Origin of the sequence: Bacillus sp. S4 (assembly GCF_040838205.1) — a bacterium.
GTDB classification, from domain to species: domain Bacteria; phylum Bacillota; class Bacilli; order Bacillales; family Bacillaceae_G; genus Bacillus_A; species Bacillus_A cereus_U.
Map to the genome: position 1 here is coordinate 1 of NZ_JBFPJI010000058.1, position 16682 is coordinate 16682.

Sequence of the window (16682 nt, forward strand, 5' to 3'; positions counted from 1 at the left end):
CTATTATATATTTCGTTTTGATTTAAAGAATGTTTAAGGACATCCTAGCATACCTTTTATAATAATCCGATTGAACAAGGAGATGGGGGAGGAGCTATAATGGATATTCTAAAGAAAATTGAACAATATCGGGAAGCAGAAGAACGTTTACAATGGGAAGGTACGTTTGCGGAGTATTTGGAGCTTGTGAAAGAAAGACCATGGGTGGCTCAAACAGCACACTCTCGCATTTACAATATGATAAAAGATGCTGGAATTGAAGAAGTTGATGGTAGAAGAAAATATAACTTCTTTAGTAATCAGCTATTTGGATTAGAGGATGCTTTAGAACGCCTTGTGGAAGAATATTTTCATCCATCTGCAAAACGATTAGATGTTAGAAAACGTATTTTGTTATTAATGGGGCCTGTTAGTGGGGGGAAATCAACATTAGTTACGATGTTGAAACGAGGATTAGAAACATATTCACGAACAGATCGTGGAGCGATTTTTGCATTAAAAGGCTGCCCAATGCATGAAGATCCACTTCATTTAATTCCGCAGCATTTACGGAATGATTTCTTTGATGAGTATGGAGTAAGAATTGAAGGGAATTTATCACCATTAAATGTTATGCGTCTAGAGCAAGAATACGGGTCAAGAATTGAGGATGTAGTTGTAGAGCGTATTTTCTTCTCTGAAGATCGCCGTACAGGAATTGGTACATTTAGTCCTTCTGATCCAAAATCACAAGATATTGCCGATTTAACAGGTAGTCTAGACTTTTCTACAATTGCAGAATACGGTTCGGAATCAGATCCTCGTGCATATCGATTTGATGGAGAATTAAATAAGGCGAACCGTGGAATGATGGAATTCCAAGAGATGCTAAAATGTGATGAGAAATTTTTATGGCATTTATTATCGCTTACACAAGAAGGAAATTTCAAGGCAGGCAGATTTGCGCTTATTTCAGCAGATGAATTAATTGTAGCGCATACAAATGAAACAGAGTATCGTTCCTTCATAGCAAATAAGAAAAATGAAGCATTGCATTCACGAATTATTGTAATGCCGGTTCCATATAATTTACGGGTTAGTGAAGAAGAACATATTTATGAAAAAATGATTCGTGAAAGTGATGTGTCCAATGTTCATATTGCACCGCATACACTTCGCGTTGCAGCAATGTTCACTATTTTAACTCGTTTAAAAGATCCGAAGCGTCCGGATATTGATTCAATTAAAAAGATGCGTTTATATGATGGAGAAACGGTAGAAGGGTATAATGCGATTGATGTAGAAGAATTGCAACGCGAATATCAAGATGAAGGTATGAAGGGGATTGATCCTCGTTATGTCATTAACCGAATTTCTTCTACAATTATTCGAAAAGAGGTACCATCTATTAATGCACTAGATGTACTGAGATCGTTAAAAGACGGATTGGATCAGCACCCGTCAATTAGTAGTGAAGACCGAGAGCGCTATATGAATTTCATCTCATTAGCGAGAAAAGAATACGATGAAATTGCTAAGAAAGAAGTACAAAAAGCGTTTGTTTATTCATACGAAGAATCAGCTAAGACACTTATGGATAATTACTTAGATAACGTCGAAGCGTACTGCAATAAATCAAAATTACGTGATCCTTTAACAGGTGAAGAAATGAGCCCAGATGAAAAACTTATGCGTTCGATTGAAGAGCAAATTGGAATTTCAGAAAATGCTAAAAAGGCATTCCGTGAAGAAATTTTAATTCGCATTTCTGCTTATGCACGTAAAGGGAAGCGCTTTGATTATAATTCACACGAACGTCTTCGTGAAGCGATTCAGAAAAAACTATTTGCTGATTTAAAAGATATAGTGAAAATTACAACATCAACGAAAACACCAGACGAAAATCAGCTTAAGAAAATCAATGATGTTGTTGCACGCTTAATTGATGAGCATGGTTATAATTCTTCATCCGCGAATGAATTGTTACGATATGTAGGTAGTTTGTTAAATCGATAGTTTGATAACAAAACGCTGTCTCTTATTCTTGGGACGGCGTTTTGTTATCTATTGATATTTGTAAAAAATGTCATAGCTTGTCCGAATATAATAAATTAAGATGCGATTTTATGAATTTATTGTCAATTATTTTTACAATATGCATATGATAGAGTAACCAACCATTCATACAAAAAAGCCAACACAATACAATATGTTGCAAAACGAAAATGTGTGCAACAATGCATTGTGTTTCTTTCTTATCAACGGCTGAATGTTTCTTTCTATTATGTGAGTGGCAAAATTTTGTTTAAGATGCTCGGAGTATTGTATGAAAAACGCTATATATGTTTATGGGATGATTTTCGATGAACAGTTATTTTTCAAATATTATAGTTACGCACACTAGAAAACAAAATTATAGATTGCTGTTCATAAGAGAAAACAAATACAGTAAGGGGGGAAAGGCATGGGCGAAGAAAATCAACCAAACTATACAATTTCACAGGAAAACTGGTCCCTCCATCGCAAAGGATATGACGACCAACAACGCCATCAAGAAAAAGTACAAGAGGCAATTAAAAATAATTTACCAGATCTTGTAACGGAAGAAAATATTGTTATGTCTAATGGTAGGGATGTTGTGAAAATACCGATTCGTTCTTTAGATGAATATAAGATTAGATACAATTATGATAAAAATAAACATGTTGGGCAAGGGAACGGTGACAGCAAAGTTGGCGATGTCGTTGCGAGAGATGGATCAGGTGGTCAAAAGCAGAAAGGACCAGGAAAAGGGCAAGGGGCAGGAGATGCAGCTGGAGAAGATTATTATGAAGCAGAAGTCTCAATTTTAGAATTGGAGCAAGCGTTTTTCAAAGAGTTAGAGTTGCCTAATTTAAAGAGAAAAGAACTGGATGAAAACCGGATTGAACACATTGAATTTAATGATATTAGAAAAACAGGATTATGGGGAAATATCGATAAGAAGCGAACGATGATATCTGCATATAAACGAAATGCAATGCGTGGTAAAGCATCTTTCCATCCAATTCACCAAGAAGATTTAAAGTTCCGTACTTGGAATGAAGTGTTAAAGCCAGATTCAAAAGCTGTTGTATTAGCGATGATGGATACGAGTGGATCGATGGGGATATGGGAGAAGTATATGGCACGTAGCTTCTTTTTCTGGATGACAAGATTTTTACGCACAAAGTATGAAACCGTAGACATTGAGTTTATTGCCCATCATACGGAAGCGAAGGTCGTTACAGAAGAAGAATTTTTCTCAAAAGGAGAAAGTGGTGGAACGATCTGTTCTTCCGTATACAAAAAAGCACTTGAGTTAATCGATAATAAATATTCACCAGACCGTTATAATATTTATCCATTCCATTTTTCAGACGGTGATAATTTAACTTCGGATAATGCTAGATGTGTAAAGCTTGTTGAAGAGTTGATGAAGAAGTGTAATATGTTTGGGTATGGGGAAGTGAATCAGTATAAACGTCCATCATCTACCCTTTTTTCTGTTTATAAAAACATTGAAGAGGAGAAGTTTAGGTATTATATATTGAAAAATAAGGAGGATGTGTTTAAATGCCTTAAAAAGTTCTTTAAGAAATGAATCCTAACATTAAAATATTAAGATTTAAGATATCTTAGGGTTAGAAATATATCAATGAATACACTGTGAATTTTTGAAGGAGAAATAAAAATTTATCGTTTGGGGAAGTTCATCTCATTTTTTTCGTTTAGGGGAACAAAATAAAATTTCTCTCAAATGAAAAGATAGGCTATTCTTTCTGTATATTTCTACAAAAAGAATAGCTCTTTTTTTTGTAAATTAAAAAGTTATTTTAGCATCTTTTTTACAAGCAAAATAAAAATTAACAGACTAATAAACCCAGATACAGCACAAACAATAAATATCATTTGATATCCCATGAGCTGTGAAACGAACCCTAAAAGAATAGCGCCTAAACCAATTCCTAAATCAAAAGCAGTAAAGAATGTAGCGTTCGCTACACCTCTTTTCTCTGGTGAAGCTAATCGTAAAGTTACTATTTGAAGAGCGGGTTGTGCTGATCCGAATCCAATTCCATATAAAATAGCTGTAATAACTAGTCCAACAATCCCTTTTGTCATTGCTAAGACTAATAGTGCGACTATCAGTATAAAAAGTGCAGGAACAATGATGATCCCTTCTCCATGTTTATCTGATATCTTCCCTGCAAGTGGTCTAATTACTGTAAGCGTGACAGCATACACTAAGAAAAAAGTACCAGCATTAACTTGAATGTTTGCCGCAAATAGTGGTAAAAATGTTGTAATGCCACCAAAAGTAAAGGATAGGAAAAATGTAACAATAGCGACTGGTAATACAGTTTTTTCAAAAAATGATATTGGCTTTTTTGATGTATGCTGAACTGCTGGGATTTTTGTACCAAATGCAAGTATGAATGCCATAATTGCTAAGGCTGTACATAGAAGGAATAAATAATGAAATGATAATGATTTTACTATCCAAAGACCTAATATTGGTCCTAAAGCCATACCTAAAGTCATGGCAAGTCCATACCATCCCATTCCTTCTCCACGACGAGATTGTGGAATCACATCAGTCACAGCTGTACCAATCGAAGTTGTAGCAATTGCCCAGCTGATTCCATGGAGGATACGTAATACCACTAAAAATATAACTCCTGTTACCCAATCGTAAAAATACATTGTAATTGCAAAAAATAATAGTCCGCTTATTATAAATACTCGTCGACCATATCGATCCATTAATCCTCCAACAATAGGACGTAAAATGACTGCCGATATTGTAAACACTCCTATAATAAATCCAACTTGAGATTCACTTCCACCTAATTGTTTAATAAAAATAGGTAGTGTTGGCATGAGTAAATAAAAACCACTAAATAGTAATAATGCTGTAATTGTCAACATTATATAGTTCTTTGTCCATAATCGTTCCATTATAATGTAATCCTTCTTTCATTTGAATAATTTGAGCGTAGAAAGCTCGCATCAATTGTATTCTTGCCACTCAAAAATAAAGGGATAAGTAAATAAAAAAAGCAGTACCACCGCTATAAAAGTGTTGGTACTGCCATATAGAGTGACAAGTGTTTTGTTAATTAGAACGTACTTGCTACTTTAATCGCTTTTTCAAGCCCTGCAGCAATAATTTCTTCTGCTTTATCTGGGAATTGGTTGTGACCTTCAATTACTATCTTTTCTATATCTTTTGCACCGAAGAAGCTCATCATACTTGCTATATATTTAACAGCCATTTCCATTTCAGCTTTTGGTCCTTTAGAATATACACCGCCACTTGCGTTTAATAATGCAATTTTCTTATTTCCAATAAGACCTACTGGACCTTCTGGCGTATACTTAAATGTTTTACCCGCGCGGTTTAAGTAATCAATATATGTGTGTAGTACGGCTGGGATTGTTAAATTCCATAACGGGAAACCAAATACAACTTTATCAGCTGCAAGGAATTGATCTAAATATTTATCAGCAACAGCTACTGCCTTTGCTTCTTCTGCTGTTAAATCAAATCCTCTACCAGACTTAAATGTACCGTTAATCATATCTACTCCTACATATGGCAATTCCTCATTGTATAAATCAAGCTCTACCACTGTATCATTTGGATGTGATTCTTTATAACTTGCTAAAAAAGCATAATATAATTTCACACTAACTGCTTGATCTGCTGGACGATTGTTTGCTTTTACAAATAAAACTGTTGTCATGTTTTTTTCCTCCTGTTATTCACTCTTACGTTGTTATTATTTAATCAATAAAAAGGGGGGATCCCATTTCTTTTATAACAAAAGTAATGTAGTCAACTTAATTGACCACATTATGCATATTACAATAGAATTCTGATAAAGTCAACTTAATTGACTTTAATTTTGTTAATCTATATTTTTCCACTAATCCAATCTATCATCAACAATCTCCATCTATAGTACATTGCAGTCCATCTAATGCATTCTCATTACCCTTTTCTAGTTCTTGATCAATCGCCTTTGCTAATTTTTCTTTGCTAGTAAATCCTTGAATGACCTCATCACCAATCATGAACGTTGGAACGGCCATAATTTGTACTTCTTGATGGGCATGTTTTATAGCTTTTTGATGCATTTCTCGGTACTTTCGTGATACTAATGCTTTTTTAAATGCATCCTGATAAAGTCCCACTTCCTCCGCCAATTTTGTTAACACTTCGATGTCTTCAATATTTTGTTCCTCTTGGAAATGTGCAATAAACACTCTATGGTGAAACTCATTTCCTTTTCCATGTTCTTTTGCAAATTGATAACCTTCAAACGCAAGGTGCGTATACGAACGAAAATGTGGTAACTTTATTTCTAATCCCAATTTTTTAGCAGTAGGATAAATAAATGAATTCCAAGCTTCCATTACACGAGGTTGTGTCCGTGGATCAATTTTCGGAGATGGACTAGGACGCAATTCAAATGGCATCCATTCTACTTCTACATCTTTTTCCTTTACAACCTCATCCAAAGGACCTGTTGCTAAAAAACAAAATGCGCATACAAAATCAGAATAAACTTTAATTTTTACAGTCATATATACGTTTCCTCACTTTTCTTTTTATCGCACCACTTGTAACTATATAAGTTATAAGTTATAAGTGGCGTAAAAAAATATACACTCTATACGAAGCATTTATTTTATTTACTAATAATGTAACGAGTTGTTCCATTGCCATATTCTCTAATACTTGATCCATCGCTTCTTGTGTATGGGCTAAAATAACCCTAAAATAATTTGTATATTTGCTCCCGTAGGATAAGTGAAATTTAGTTTTTTATGGGAATAAAACAACTTTTCCTGTTCTTTTATTAACTGAACCATCTAGTGTTGTGACTTTTTCTGTTGTTATACCCGTATTTGCATATGAGAAAATTTCTTTTTTATAAAAATCTACGTTATGTTTCACGTACGATAAAAGGAATCGAAACCGTTCATGCCCTGTATAAACAAAGGCGAAGTCTTCAAATAGACTTCGCCTTTTCGGCGTATCATAATTTACAGAAATTACTAATATCCACATAATATTTCCTCATATATTCAGGCTCTTGTTTATCTTTTAAGAAACTTTGCATCTTCACTAAAAGGGAAAAGATATTGTCTTTACAATATCTTTTTAAAACTATACTCCATGTCTCCACCTAGAGCTTCAGCTGTATCACCAGTTTCTCTGAAATCATGTGTATGAATTTGTTCAAACGGACCAAAATCTGTTTGTTTATAAAATTCATAGCAAGGGAATCCGTCATGTGCACCTTGAATCTCAACAGTACCATCTTTTTTGACATGCACAGTTAAAAGATAGTCAACAGCAGGTGCATTTATATTTAATGGATTGCTAGCACTTGCACTCATTTGAAACTTGACGTCATCAGAAGCCCATTCAATATCAGTGCATACAATACGTTCTGTACTAGCTTTTCCTGATTTCTTATTAACAGAACCATCTGGAGTTGTGACTCTTTCTGTTGTTATACCCGTATTCCCATATGAGAAAATTTCTTTTTTGTGAAAATCTACAACTACTTCTTGTTCAACTCTAGAACGCATAGCGTTTACAGCATAAGGGGTAAATTCACGTGCGTCACCTTCGAATTCGATTAAGTTTCCCGTTTGTTTATCTTCCTTAGGTCCATTCCAACCTATTGCAGTCCAAGACGTTGGAATGAATACACTTGCTCTAATTTTAACGATATTAGTCATGAGAAACACCTCTGTAATTTTATTTTGGATAATACATAACCTTTAATCATTGAGCAAAACAGGTTGCAATTTCTTTCTCATAATCAATTGCTTTTCCTTTCATATTCGCTCTTTCTTGTCTAAATAGTAATACGCTTCTGATTCATATTTATATTTAAATTGTCTTTTTAAAACTGTATTCCATTTCTCCAGCTAGCGCCGCTGGAGTATCACCGGTTTTTCTGTAATCATGTGTATAGATTAATTCAAATCGACCAAAATCCGTTTGCTTATAAAATTCATAGCAAGGGAACCCATCATGAGAACCTTCAATATGCAAAGTTCCATTTCTGTTAACACGTATAGATAATAAATAGTCAGCCGCAGGTGCTGCTGTATCTAAAGGGTTGCTGGCACTTGCTCTCATTTCAAAAGAAACTTCATCAGTGCCCCACACAACATTCGTACATACAATGTTGTCTGTACCTGTTTTTCCTTTTTTATGCTCAATAGAATCATCTTGATTTGTAATTTTTACAGTTGTAATACAAGCATCTGCAAATGTGAAAATTTCTTTTTTATAAAAATCAATAATCACTTCTTGCTCTAATCTTGATCGCATTGTGTTTACGGCATATGGTGTAAATTCACGTGCATCACCAGCATATTCTAAGATTCTTCCTGTTGCAGACTCCTTAATAGGCTTTAACCAAGCATAAGGAGCAAATACACTTCCTCTAATTTTAACGATATTAGCCATGAGAAACCTCCATAATGTATTAATTTTTGTTTCGGTGAATCCTATTCCTTTTATACTCCGAATGTAGTCAATCCCGTTGACTACATTACTCATAGTACAATAGAATTCGAATGAGGTCAACTAAGTTGACTTTATTTAAGAAGATTTTATGTATGAATCATCAAATACTGAGTGAATTGGATCTTACATCACTTTTGCCATTATTCATTCTCACCTTTCTGTTTTTACTATGATAGATAATAAACCATATATAGAGGGGTAATAAAATAACTAAGTTACAAATAGTAACCTGTATAATTAATTTATCCAAAGATTTTTTATTGTATTTACATTTTCCTTTCTAAAAAAAATCTATATAGGTTCTTATTCTCTAAATTATTTCTATTAATTTTTTGATGTAAGTAAAAAACAAAACCTTTATTTTATATGGTTTTAATTTGTGTTTATATAGAGGAAACTATTTATTTACTAGCCGATAAAAAATAATTAGAAGTAAAGGTAAGGGAAGGTAAGGGAAAATAAGGGAAAATAAAATTGTTGACTATTTAAAGTACGTTGGTTACGATTAGTGACGTTGAGTGACACAAGTTACTATTAGTAACCTCGAGTAACGCAATCAAATAAGACACTTTACAAATACATTAAGGTTTTAAGAAAGAAGGTTTGAATCAAATGGATATTCTCTTAGCTATTCTTCCTGCACTATTTTAGGGAAGTATCGTCCTCTTCAATGTAAAGCTAGGTGGAGGGCCTTATAGTCAAACGATGGAAACAACGATTGGAGCACTGATCTTTTCAGTTGTTATCTATCTCGTTATTCATCCAGTTATTCATCCAGTATTGACTCCTTTGAATATTATTGTAGAAATCGTTTCTCGTTTATTTTGGTCGTTAGACAAAGTAATCAGTTAAAAACGATTGAGTATGTCGACGTACCAAATACAATGCCAATCTTGATATAGAAAGTTGTATGACAGCATAACAATTTTATGTAAAAAGGAACCTATTTAGAAAAAGGATAACTCATATTAAAGAAGCCATATGAATTTTTTATTACTACCCAATTATGGTTCTCTTATAAATAAAAAAAAGAATACAATACAAAGCATCTAGAAAGAAGGAATAATCACATGACTACATTTAATCTTTCCAATGACAGATCTATTCAAACAAATTTGAAAGGGAAAAATCTTCTTGCTCAACCTTTCTTAAATAAAGGATTAGCATTTACAAAACAAGAACGTAAAGATCTTGGCTTAGAAGGGATATTACCTCCAACAGTTTTAACGTTAGAAGAACAAGTTAAACGTGCTTATCGACAATTTAAAGAACAGCCTAATAACTTACGAAAAAATGTTTGGTTAAACGATTTATCTAATCGCAATACCGTATTATTCTATCGATTACTAACAGATCATCTTAGTGAAATGTTACCTATCATTTACACTCCGACTGTTGGACAAGCCATTCAAGAGTATAGTCATGAATATCATCGTCCAGACGGTGTTTATCTTTCTATTAATGATATGGATGGAATTGAAAAAGCATTTGTAAATAGTGGAGTTAAAGCAGAGGACATTGATTTAATTGTAGCTACAGATTCTGAAAGTATTCTGGGTATTGGAGATTGGGGAGCAAATGGAATTAATATTTCTGTTGGTAAATTGGCTGTTTACACGGCAGCTGCTGGTATCGATCCCAGTCGTGTGTTACCTGTTGTATTAGATGTAGGGACAAACAACGAAGAATTGTTACAAGATCCTCTTTATATTGGAAATCGGCATGAACGTGTTCGAGGCGAAAAATACGACGAATTTATTGATGCATATGTTGAAAAATCATTAGAAATGTTCCCAAATGCTTTATTACATTGGGAAGATTTCGGTAATGTCAATGCTCGCAACATTATTGAGAAATACGGAGATAAGATTTTAACATTTAATGATGACATTGAAGGTACTGGAGCTATTACATTAGCAGCTATCCTTTCTGCTGTTCAAGTTACTGACGTTCCATTACGAGAGCATCGAGTAGTGGTATTTGGACCAGGAGCTGCAGGGATTGGTAATGCTGATCAAATTCATAATGCGATGGTGTTTGATGGTCTTTCGACAGAAGAAGCATATAGTAGATTTTGGGCTGTTGATTACCGAGGACTTTTAACAGACGATATGCATGGTATTCTAAAGTTCCAAAAACCTTACTTACAAAAATCGGAAGAAGTAAAAGGTTGGGCGCGTGATGAATCCGGTAAAATAACTCTTCTGGAAGTAATTAAACAAGTAAAACCTACTATTCTTATCGGAACATCAGGTGTAGCAGGAGCCTTCTCAGAAGAAATCGTAAAAGAAATGGCCAAACATGTGGAACGCCCAGTCATTATGCCAATGTCAAACCCAACGCCATTAGCAGAGGCAACTCCGCAAGATTTACTTACTTGGACTGATGGAAAAGCACTAATTGCAACAGGTAGTCCATTTGAGCCCGTTTCTTATAAAGGGACAGTATATGAGATTGGTCAATCTAACAATGCATTTGTATTCCCTGGTTTAGGACTTGGTTCGATTGTCGTAAAAGCTAAAGTGATTACAAGTGGTATGTTTACTGCTGTTGCAAATGCTGTGACTGATATGACTGATAGTCGTAAAACTGGTGCTTCATTACTTCCAAGTACAAAGGACTTGCGTGCTGTTTCTATAGCAGTAGCAATTAAAGTTGCAAAAGCAGCTATTCAAGACGGCGTGGCTCAACATGTTCCAGAAGATGTTGAACAAGCTGTAAAAGATGCCATGTGGCATCCAACTTATAAGCAAATCAAAGCTAGTGAAAATTCGGAGATAGCTATGTAAGTTTAAATGAATGCCTATCACCTTGATAGGCATCGGTATTTAATAGAAATTATTCACTTTGAAATTAAATCGTAATTTAGGATATATACGCTTAGATCAAAGTGAAGTATGGAGGATTTTAAAATGGATATTAGTCAAATCTTTATTATTTTAACACCTATTTTCTTTACCATCCTATTAGGATATTTAGCTGGATATTTTAAAAAATTTGATGCGACGACATCAAAAGGATTAAATACATTAGTAACTAAATTTGCATTACCAGCCCATCTATTTGTGGGGATTACAACAACCCCTAAGCAAACATTAATTGAAAAATGGCCATTTTTACTTGCCTTAGTTATTAGTATTGTAGGTTTTTATATTGTTTTCCTGTTAATTGCTAAATACGTATTTAAGTTTTCATTAACAAAAGCATCAATGTTTTCTTTAAACTCAGCCCAACCAACTTTTGCATTTATGGGAACTCCGGTTTTAGGAAGTTTGTTTGGAGCAAGTGTGGCTGCGCTTCCAATTGCCATTACAGGAATCGTTGTGAATGCCATGCTAGATCCATTAGCTACTATTATTGGTGCAGTGGGTCAACGTCAGAATGAAGAGACTGACGAGAAAGAAAGTCTTTTGAAAGTAACTGTTAAATCAATTTTACATGGTCTTTCAGAGCCGCTAGCCTGTGTTCCTTTAATTGGGGTTATTCTTGTGCTATTCGGGTTCCAGTCACCACATTTATTAGCGAAGAGTTTAGAGCAAATTGGTGGCATTACATCGGGTGCAGCGTTATTTGCAGTTGGGGTCACAATCGGAATTCGTAAAGTTCAATTTAGCCCAACTGCATTTGGGATTTCACTTCTTAAAGTAATCGTTCAACCACTTGTCATGCTTGGAATTGCGCTTGCAATAGGATTATCTTCAGATGACGTAACAAAGTTAGTTTTATTAGTAGCATTCCCAGGATCTGCAGTAGCTGCTATGATTTCAGTGAAATTTGACAGTCTAGCAGGTGAGACAGCTTCTTCTTTTGTTATTAGTGCGCTTATGTCTCTTGTCACCCTTCCCTTTTTGATTTCTTGGTTGATGTAAATATAGTTACTGTCAATCAATTGAGATTGTAAAGAATTGAACTGTACTCTATAAAATGGACAGTTTAATAAAAAGACTCTAAAAAATCAAGCACTAAAAAAGATGGTTTCGGTATTCTGATATGATCCCCTTATAGTAGACAGTTGAAAGAAAGTTACTTTACTGTTTATTATGGAGGGGATTTTTTATGGGGAAAATTAGAAGAACTTTTTCAATTGATTTTAAAATGAAAGCTATTGAATTGTACTTACATAGAGGAATTGGAAGCAAGCTAATCGGAAAGGAATTAGGAGTTACATATTCAGTTGTAGATAGATGGATTAAAAAATATAAAAATGAAGGTATTCTGGGCCTACAAGAAAAACGGGGAAGATCTAAACAAACAAATGAAATAAGTCAAGATGCTAGAATACAACGATTAGAAGCGGAAAATGCATACTTAAAAAAGCTATTAGATACGAAAAGGGGGATGAGATCAAAAAAAGTAAATCAGTAGAATATGAGGTCATTTATACCTTAAAACAGAATTTTTCAATTGTATTGCTTTGTGAAATTGCAGGTGTTTCAAGAAGTGGATATTATAAGTGGGAAAAAAGAATCAACAATCCCTCTGAAAAGATGAAAGAGGACCAATTTATCATGTCTAAAATAGGAGAATGCGAACGAGATCCAGATATAAATGGTAGCTATGGTTACCGAAGAATTTGTATATGGCTCAAAAAGTATTATGGTTTACAGGTAAATCACAAAAGAGTATATCGTTTAATGAGGAGAATGGGGGTACAAGCTAAGATTCGAAAGAAAAAGTGGCGGCATTTTGGTTTGAAAGAACAATGCATCGTGTCGGAAAATCTGTTAAACAGAGAGTTTTCAACTACAAGGCCAAATGAAAAATGGGTTACAGATATAACCTATCTTACCTTTAATAATAAGCGCATATATCTTTCAGTGATACTAGACCTTTACAATAACGAAGTTGTGGCCTACCGAATGAGCGAATACAACAATTTGAAATTAGTTACAGATACAGTCAATAAAGCCTTAAGAAAAAGAAAAGCCCACGAAACAGTATTACATAGCGACCGAGGTTATCAGTATACGTCAAAAAAATATAACCAATTACTTAAAAAGCACAAAATAACTGTGAGTATGTCTAGGAAGGGAAATTGTTACGATAATGCATGTATAGAGAGCTTTTTTAGTCATTTTAAGGCAGAATGCTTTTATAGACATACCTTTTATGAAAAGACAGAAGTCTTTAAGGCTACTAAAAGATATATAAGCTATTACAATAACAAAAGATTCCAAAAAAGATTAAACAACCTTAGTCCTATTGAATTTGGAACTAAGGCTGCTTAATGAAAAGGCACCTAATCTATTACTGTCTACTTGACAGGGGTAAGACCATTCTACCGGAGCCATCTTTTTAGTGTCCACTATAAGAGCTATAATTATAGTCCTAAAATAATCTGAGTAAACGACTGAAAATTATTTTAGTGGATTAAGTTGATGTACAAAATACTATAGAGCGAGATAATATTGTGGGATGAATTAGATACAAGATAAGTGAAGAAAAGCCTAGGAGAGTTTTTAGATTGAAATATTTAAAAATATTTAGCAACTTCTTTAGCTCTAATAATAGCTTTTTCCTTAATTTCTTCAGCCTGTCCTGGAAATTTGTTATGTCCTTCGACAAATATTCCTTCAAAGAAAGAGGTTCCAAAGAATTCCATCATAACCTCTAAATACCGATGCCCCATCTCTCTATGTGCTTCTGGTCCTTCAGAATAAATATCGCCACGTGCTTGAATGTGCAATGCTTTTTTACCTGTTAATAATCCTACTGCTCCTTCTTTTGTATACTTAAATGTTTTTCCTGATACAGCCACGGCGTCAAGATATGTTTTTAAAATGGCTGGAATAGAGAAATTCCACATTGGAGTGACGAATACATACTTGTCAGCTAATACAAATTGTCCGCCTAATTCAGCTAGACGTCCTACTTTTGATATTTCAATAGGTGTTAATTCATGTAAAGGAATGCCAGATCTAAGTTTCTTCCACCCACTAAATACATCAGCATCAAGATATGGAATATCTGCTTTGTATAAATCAAGATGAACAACTTCATCATGGGGGTTTAATTCTTTATAGGATTTAATAAATTCTTTTCCAACTGTCAAACTGTATGATTCAGTATCGTCAAGTGGATGCGCTGTAATATAAAGAAGATTTGCCATTTGTTTCTTCCTGCCTTTCTAAGATGAGATCAGTTATTACTTTAGTATGAAACAGTGTAATTTTTTTAATATGAATTGTCTACTTATTGAATTGATTGACTATATTTTTTAGGAAATTGCACTTCATCTTTTCTTAATATGTGTTTGATTTATGTATTTGAGAGGACCTTTTTAATTACTCTTTTATCCAACTTTCGGCCCATTGACTAATTGGTCCAAGAATTCTTCCTAATTCTGTTCCTTTTTTTGTTAGTAAATACTCTATTCGTACAGGGCGTTCCGCAATCACGTGTCGCACTACCATATCGTTATCCTCAAGCTCTTTCATTCTTTCTGTAAGCATACGTTTACTTAAATCTGGAATCATTGAATGAATTTCACTAAAACGTTTAGGACCACTCATTAGTACATAAATAATTAATCCTGTCCATCTTTTTCCTATTAATTCAAAGCTTTTTTCTATTTTAGGCCCTATGTCTCGTTGTTCATCCATTTCTCATACCTCCGTATAGATGATTTGTAATCTTTTATTCCCCGTGCATTTATTGTAATCACATAAATTATATCAAATAAATAAAATAATTCCTTTATTTTAGTAGGAAATTATAATTAATTGGATATTTAAAGTAACCTGTATATTTTTGTGATGAGGAAATTTTTTTGAAAAAATCGATATTTTCATCATGTTATTTCTTATTAATATGTAATTTTAATGAGCTTTTATGTGAGTAAATATTTCTTGACGTACAATTACCTTAAGGATATTGCGGTTACATAAAACAATCCAACTTACTAAAGGTTACCTTTTGTAATACAGCTGTTAAATTTTTGAATATTTGAGTTCTATTACTGTTTATAAAAGAAATTTTATTATATAAGACATAGAGAACGTTCTTTTAGTTTCTATAGTAGGTTAATTTCATGAATGTTATATTCATTTAAGTTGAAACGTATGTTCATTTCTATGAGTATCCGTTTTTTTTAGATTGATGGGAGTTTTTTTGTTTGTATATATGTGTACTTATTATGTTAAAAGTTTAGAATTGCAGAATGGAGAAAAGGCTAAAAGTTATGGAAGTAAAGGAAACAAACTTATTGAGAGTCTTATTATTTCCAGTTTAAAAATAATGCGTTGCTTTAAGTGGGCCATATTTCTTTTATAACAAAAACAACATAGTGAACTTGATTGATTATGTTGTTTGTAGTACAATGGAATCCGAATGAAGTCAACTAAATTGACTTTATTCGAGGAGGTTTTATGTATGAATCATCAAGTATTTAGTGAATTAGATCTTACATCACTTTTGTCATTATCCTTTAGTACATCGATTAATGAACTACATGACAGATTGAGTGAATTGGGATTCGGAGATATTAGACCTATACATGGTTTTATGTTTAAATACATCACTCCTAATGGAGCAACAGGTATAGAACTAGCTGAATATTTAGGAATTACAAAGCAAGCTGTAAGTAAAATGGTGGATTTCCTTGAAAAAAGTGGTTATGTAATGCGTAAAACTCATCCCACTGATAAGAGAGGGAAAATTATTGTTTTGACTGAACGAGGTTGGTTAGTAGTGCAAGCAAAAGAGAAGATACTAACTGAGATTGAGCAACGTTGGATTGAAAACATAGGTGCTGAACGAATGCAAATGCTCAAGGAAGATTTAACAAAATTAGTTTATGAAGCAAATGAAGGTAATTTACCATTGAAGTTTAGACCTGTCTGGTAAATATAGAGTGCCTCAAAATCTTAACTTGATGCATGCCCATCAAGTTAAGATCTTATAATACCCCTATAACAAAAATTTTGTGCATTTTGCTTGTTTTTATTGTTTTGGGGTAACTCGTTCTTTTTAGCCTAATGGCAATGGGGCAGGATTCCAAAATGAAAATTTGATTTCTCCACAGTTGTCTATGAAAATTCAATTCATTTTTTGCTTGGAGAAACAATGATGAATAGGTAATGAAAACGAAATCAATATAAATAGAGAAAAGAAGATACCTGTACGT

14 protein-coding genes and 3 pseudogenes are annotated in these 16682 nt (G+C 33.6%); 9 read left to right on the plus strand and 8 right to left on the minus strand.

Annotated elements, in window-relative coordinates:
* Nucleotides 1-99 precede the first annotated feature (99 nt).
* Entirely contained in the window at nt 100-1995 is a 1896-nt protein-coding gene (locus AB3X48_RS09095; RefSeq protein ID WP_002159367.1) for a PrkA family serine protein kinase, read from the plus strand.
* 448 nt (nt 1996-2443) lie between these two features.
* Complete coding sequence (gene yhbH / locus AB3X48_RS09100) at nt 2444-3601, plus strand: sporulation protein YhbH (protein WP_105587916.1); 1158 nt, start codon at nt 2444-2446, stop codon at nt 3599-3601.
* A gap of 227 nt (nt 3602-3828) precedes the next feature.
* Here the strand turns inward: yhbH and AB3X48_RS09105 are convergent, their stop codons facing one another.
* The 4 genes and pseudogenes from AB3X48_RS09105 to AB3X48_RS09120 form a co-directional block, all read right to left on the minus strand.
* Nucleotides 3829-4959 carry an MFS transporter gene (locus AB3X48_RS09105; protein ID WP_087963126.1) on the minus strand — a complete coding sequence of 377 codons (1131 nt, stop codon included), beginning with the start codon at nt 4957-4959 and terminating at the stop codon, nt 3829-3831.
* Between the two features lie 161 nt (nt 4960-5120).
* Nucleotides 5121-5747, minus strand: coding sequence for an FMN-dependent NADH-azoreductase (locus tag AB3X48_RS09110; protein ID WP_087963127.1), 627 nt, complete (start codon nt 5745-5747; stop codon nt 5121-5123).
* Between the two features lie 199 nt (nt 5748-5946).
* On the minus strand, nt 5947-6591 hold the full coding sequence (locus tag AB3X48_RS09115) for a DsbA family oxidoreductase (protein WP_367959331.1): 645 nt from the start codon (nt 6589-6591) through the stop codon (nt 5947-5949).
* Between the two features lie 259 nt (nt 6592-6850).
* Nucleotides 6851-6952 (minus strand): annotated as a pseudogene (locus AB3X48_RS09120) (DUF3238 domain-containing protein); the annotation flags it as partial.
* Between AB3X48_RS09120 and AB3X48_RS09125 the strand changes: the two are divergent.
* A pseudogene (locus AB3X48_RS09125) lies at nt 6940-7080 on the plus strand (IS6 family transposase); the annotation flags it as partial. The pseudogenes AB3X48_RS09120 and AB3X48_RS09125 sit on opposite strands and share 13 nt — an antisense overlap.
* A gap of 78 nt (nt 7081-7158) precedes the next feature.
* Here AB3X48_RS09125 and AB3X48_RS09130 read toward each other — a convergent pair.
* The gene (locus AB3X48_RS09130) at nt 7159-7758 is read right to left on the minus strand and encodes a DUF3238 domain-containing protein (RefSeq protein ID WP_087963129.1); all 600 of its coding nucleotides are present in this window, start codon (nt 7756-7758) and stop codon (nt 7159-7161) included.
* Nucleotides 7759-7912: 154 nt separating this feature from the next.
* Nucleotides 7913-8497 (minus strand): DUF3238 domain-containing protein, encoded by a 585-nt coding sequence (locus tag AB3X48_RS09135; protein ID WP_105589971.1) that lies wholly within the window; start codon nt 8495-8497, stop codon nt 7913-7915.
* A gap of 717 nt (nt 8498-9214) precedes the next feature.
* On the opposite strand from AB3X48_RS09135, the pseudogene AB3X48_RS09140 reads away from it, so the two are divergent.
* The 5 genes and pseudogenes from AB3X48_RS09140 to AB3X48_RS09160 all read left to right on the plus strand — a co-directional run.
* Nucleotides 9215-9450 (plus strand): annotated as a pseudogene (locus tag AB3X48_RS09140) (GRP family sugar transporter); the annotation flags it as partial.
* 177 nt (nt 9451-9627) lie between these two features.
* Complete coding sequence (locus AB3X48_RS09145) at nt 9628-11346, plus strand: NAD-dependent malic enzyme (protein WP_087963131.1); 1719 nt, start codon at nt 9628-9630, stop codon at nt 11344-11346.
* A 123-nt stretch (nt 11347-11469) separates the two neighbouring features.
* Nucleotides 11470-12426 (plus strand): AEC family transporter, encoded by a 957-nt coding sequence (locus AB3X48_RS09150; protein WP_002114592.1) that lies wholly within the window; start codon nt 11470-11472, stop codon nt 12424-12426.
* A gap of 187 nt (nt 12427-12613) precedes the next feature.
* Nucleotides 12614-12922, plus strand: a complete 309-nt coding sequence (locus AB3X48_RS09155; RefSeq protein WP_078175295.1) for a helix-turn-helix domain-containing protein — start codon at nt 12614-12616, stop codon at nt 12920-12922.
* Nucleotides 12901-13785 (plus strand): IS3 family transposase, encoded by an 885-nt coding sequence (locus AB3X48_RS09160; RefSeq protein WP_235713333.1) that lies wholly within the window; start codon nt 12901-12903, stop codon nt 13783-13785. Before AB3X48_RS09155 ends, AB3X48_RS09160 begins: the two co-directional genes overlap by 22 nt.
* Before the next feature lie 245 nt (nt 13786-14030).
* Here the strand turns inward: AB3X48_RS09160 and AB3X48_RS09165 are convergent, their stop codons facing one another.
* The gene (locus AB3X48_RS09165) at nt 14031-14666 is read right to left on the minus strand and encodes an FMN-dependent NADH-azoreductase (protein WP_002114593.1); all 636 of its coding nucleotides are present in this window, start codon (nt 14664-14666) and stop codon (nt 14031-14033) included.
* 175 nt (nt 14667-14841) lie between these two features.
* Nucleotides 14842-15159 (minus strand): winged helix-turn-helix transcriptional regulator, encoded by a 318-nt coding sequence (locus tag AB3X48_RS09170; protein WP_087963132.1) that lies wholly within the window; start codon nt 15157-15159, stop codon nt 14842-14844.
* 769 nt (nt 15160-15928) lie between these two features.
* On the opposite strand from AB3X48_RS09170, the gene AB3X48_RS09175 reads away from it, so the two are divergent.
* Entirely contained in the window at nt 15929-16402 is a 474-nt protein-coding gene (locus tag AB3X48_RS09175) for a MarR family winged helix-turn-helix transcriptional regulator (RefSeq protein ID WP_087963133.1), read from the plus strand.
* The last annotated feature ends 280 nt before the right edge of the window (nt 16403-16682 follow it).

What these genes read in the sequence shown, in the direction of transcription:
- AB3X48_RS09095 (WP_002159367.1), top strand. Translation starts at nt 100, where the DNA reads ATGGATATTCTAAAGAAAATTGAACAATATCGGGAAGCAGAAGAACGT.
- yhbH (WP_105587916.1), top strand. Translation starts at nt 2,444, where the DNA reads ATGGGCGAAGAAAATCAACCAAACTATACAATTTCACAGGAAAACTGG.
- AB3X48_RS09105 (WP_087963126.1), bottom strand. Translation starts at nt 4,959, where the DNA reads ATGGAACGATTATGGACAAAGAACTATATAATGTTGACAATTACAGCA.
- AB3X48_RS09110 (WP_087963127.1), bottom strand. Translation starts at nt 5,747, where the DNA reads ATGACAACAGTTTTATTTGTAAAAGCAAACAATCGTCCAGCAGATCAA.
- AB3X48_RS09115 (WP_367959331.1), bottom strand. Translation starts at nt 6,591, where the DNA reads ATGACTGTAAAAATTAAAGTTTATTCTGATTTTGTATGCGCATTTTGT.
- AB3X48_RS09130 (WP_087963129.1), bottom strand. Translation starts at nt 7,758, where the DNA reads ATGACTAATATCGTTAAAATTAGAGCAAGTGTATTCATTCCAACGTCT.
- AB3X48_RS09135 (WP_105589971.1), bottom strand. Translation starts at nt 8,497, where the DNA reads ATGGCTAATATCGTTAAAATTAGAGGAAGTGTATTTGCTCCTTATGCT.
- AB3X48_RS09145 (WP_087963131.1), top strand. Translation starts at nt 9,628, where the DNA reads ATGACTACATTTAATCTTTCCAATGACAGATCTATTCAAACAAATTTG.
- AB3X48_RS09150 (WP_002114592.1), top strand. Translation starts at nt 11,470, where the DNA reads ATGGATATTAGTCAAATCTTTATTATTTTAACACCTATTTTCTTTACC.
- AB3X48_RS09155 (WP_078175295.1), top strand. Translation starts at nt 12,614, where the DNA reads ATGGGGAAAATTAGAAGAACTTTTTCAATTGATTTTAAAATGAAAGCT.
- AB3X48_RS09165 (WP_002114593.1), bottom strand. Translation starts at nt 14,666, where the DNA reads ATGGCAAATCTTCTTTATATTACAGCGCATCCACTTGACGATACTGAA.
- AB3X48_RS09170 (WP_087963132.1), bottom strand. Translation starts at nt 15,159, where the DNA reads ATGGATGAACAACGAGACATAGGGCCTAAAATAGAAAAAAGCTTTGAA.
- AB3X48_RS09175 (WP_087963133.1), top strand. Translation starts at nt 15,929, where the DNA reads ATGAATCATCAAGTATTTAGTGAATTAGATCTTACATCACTTTTGTCA.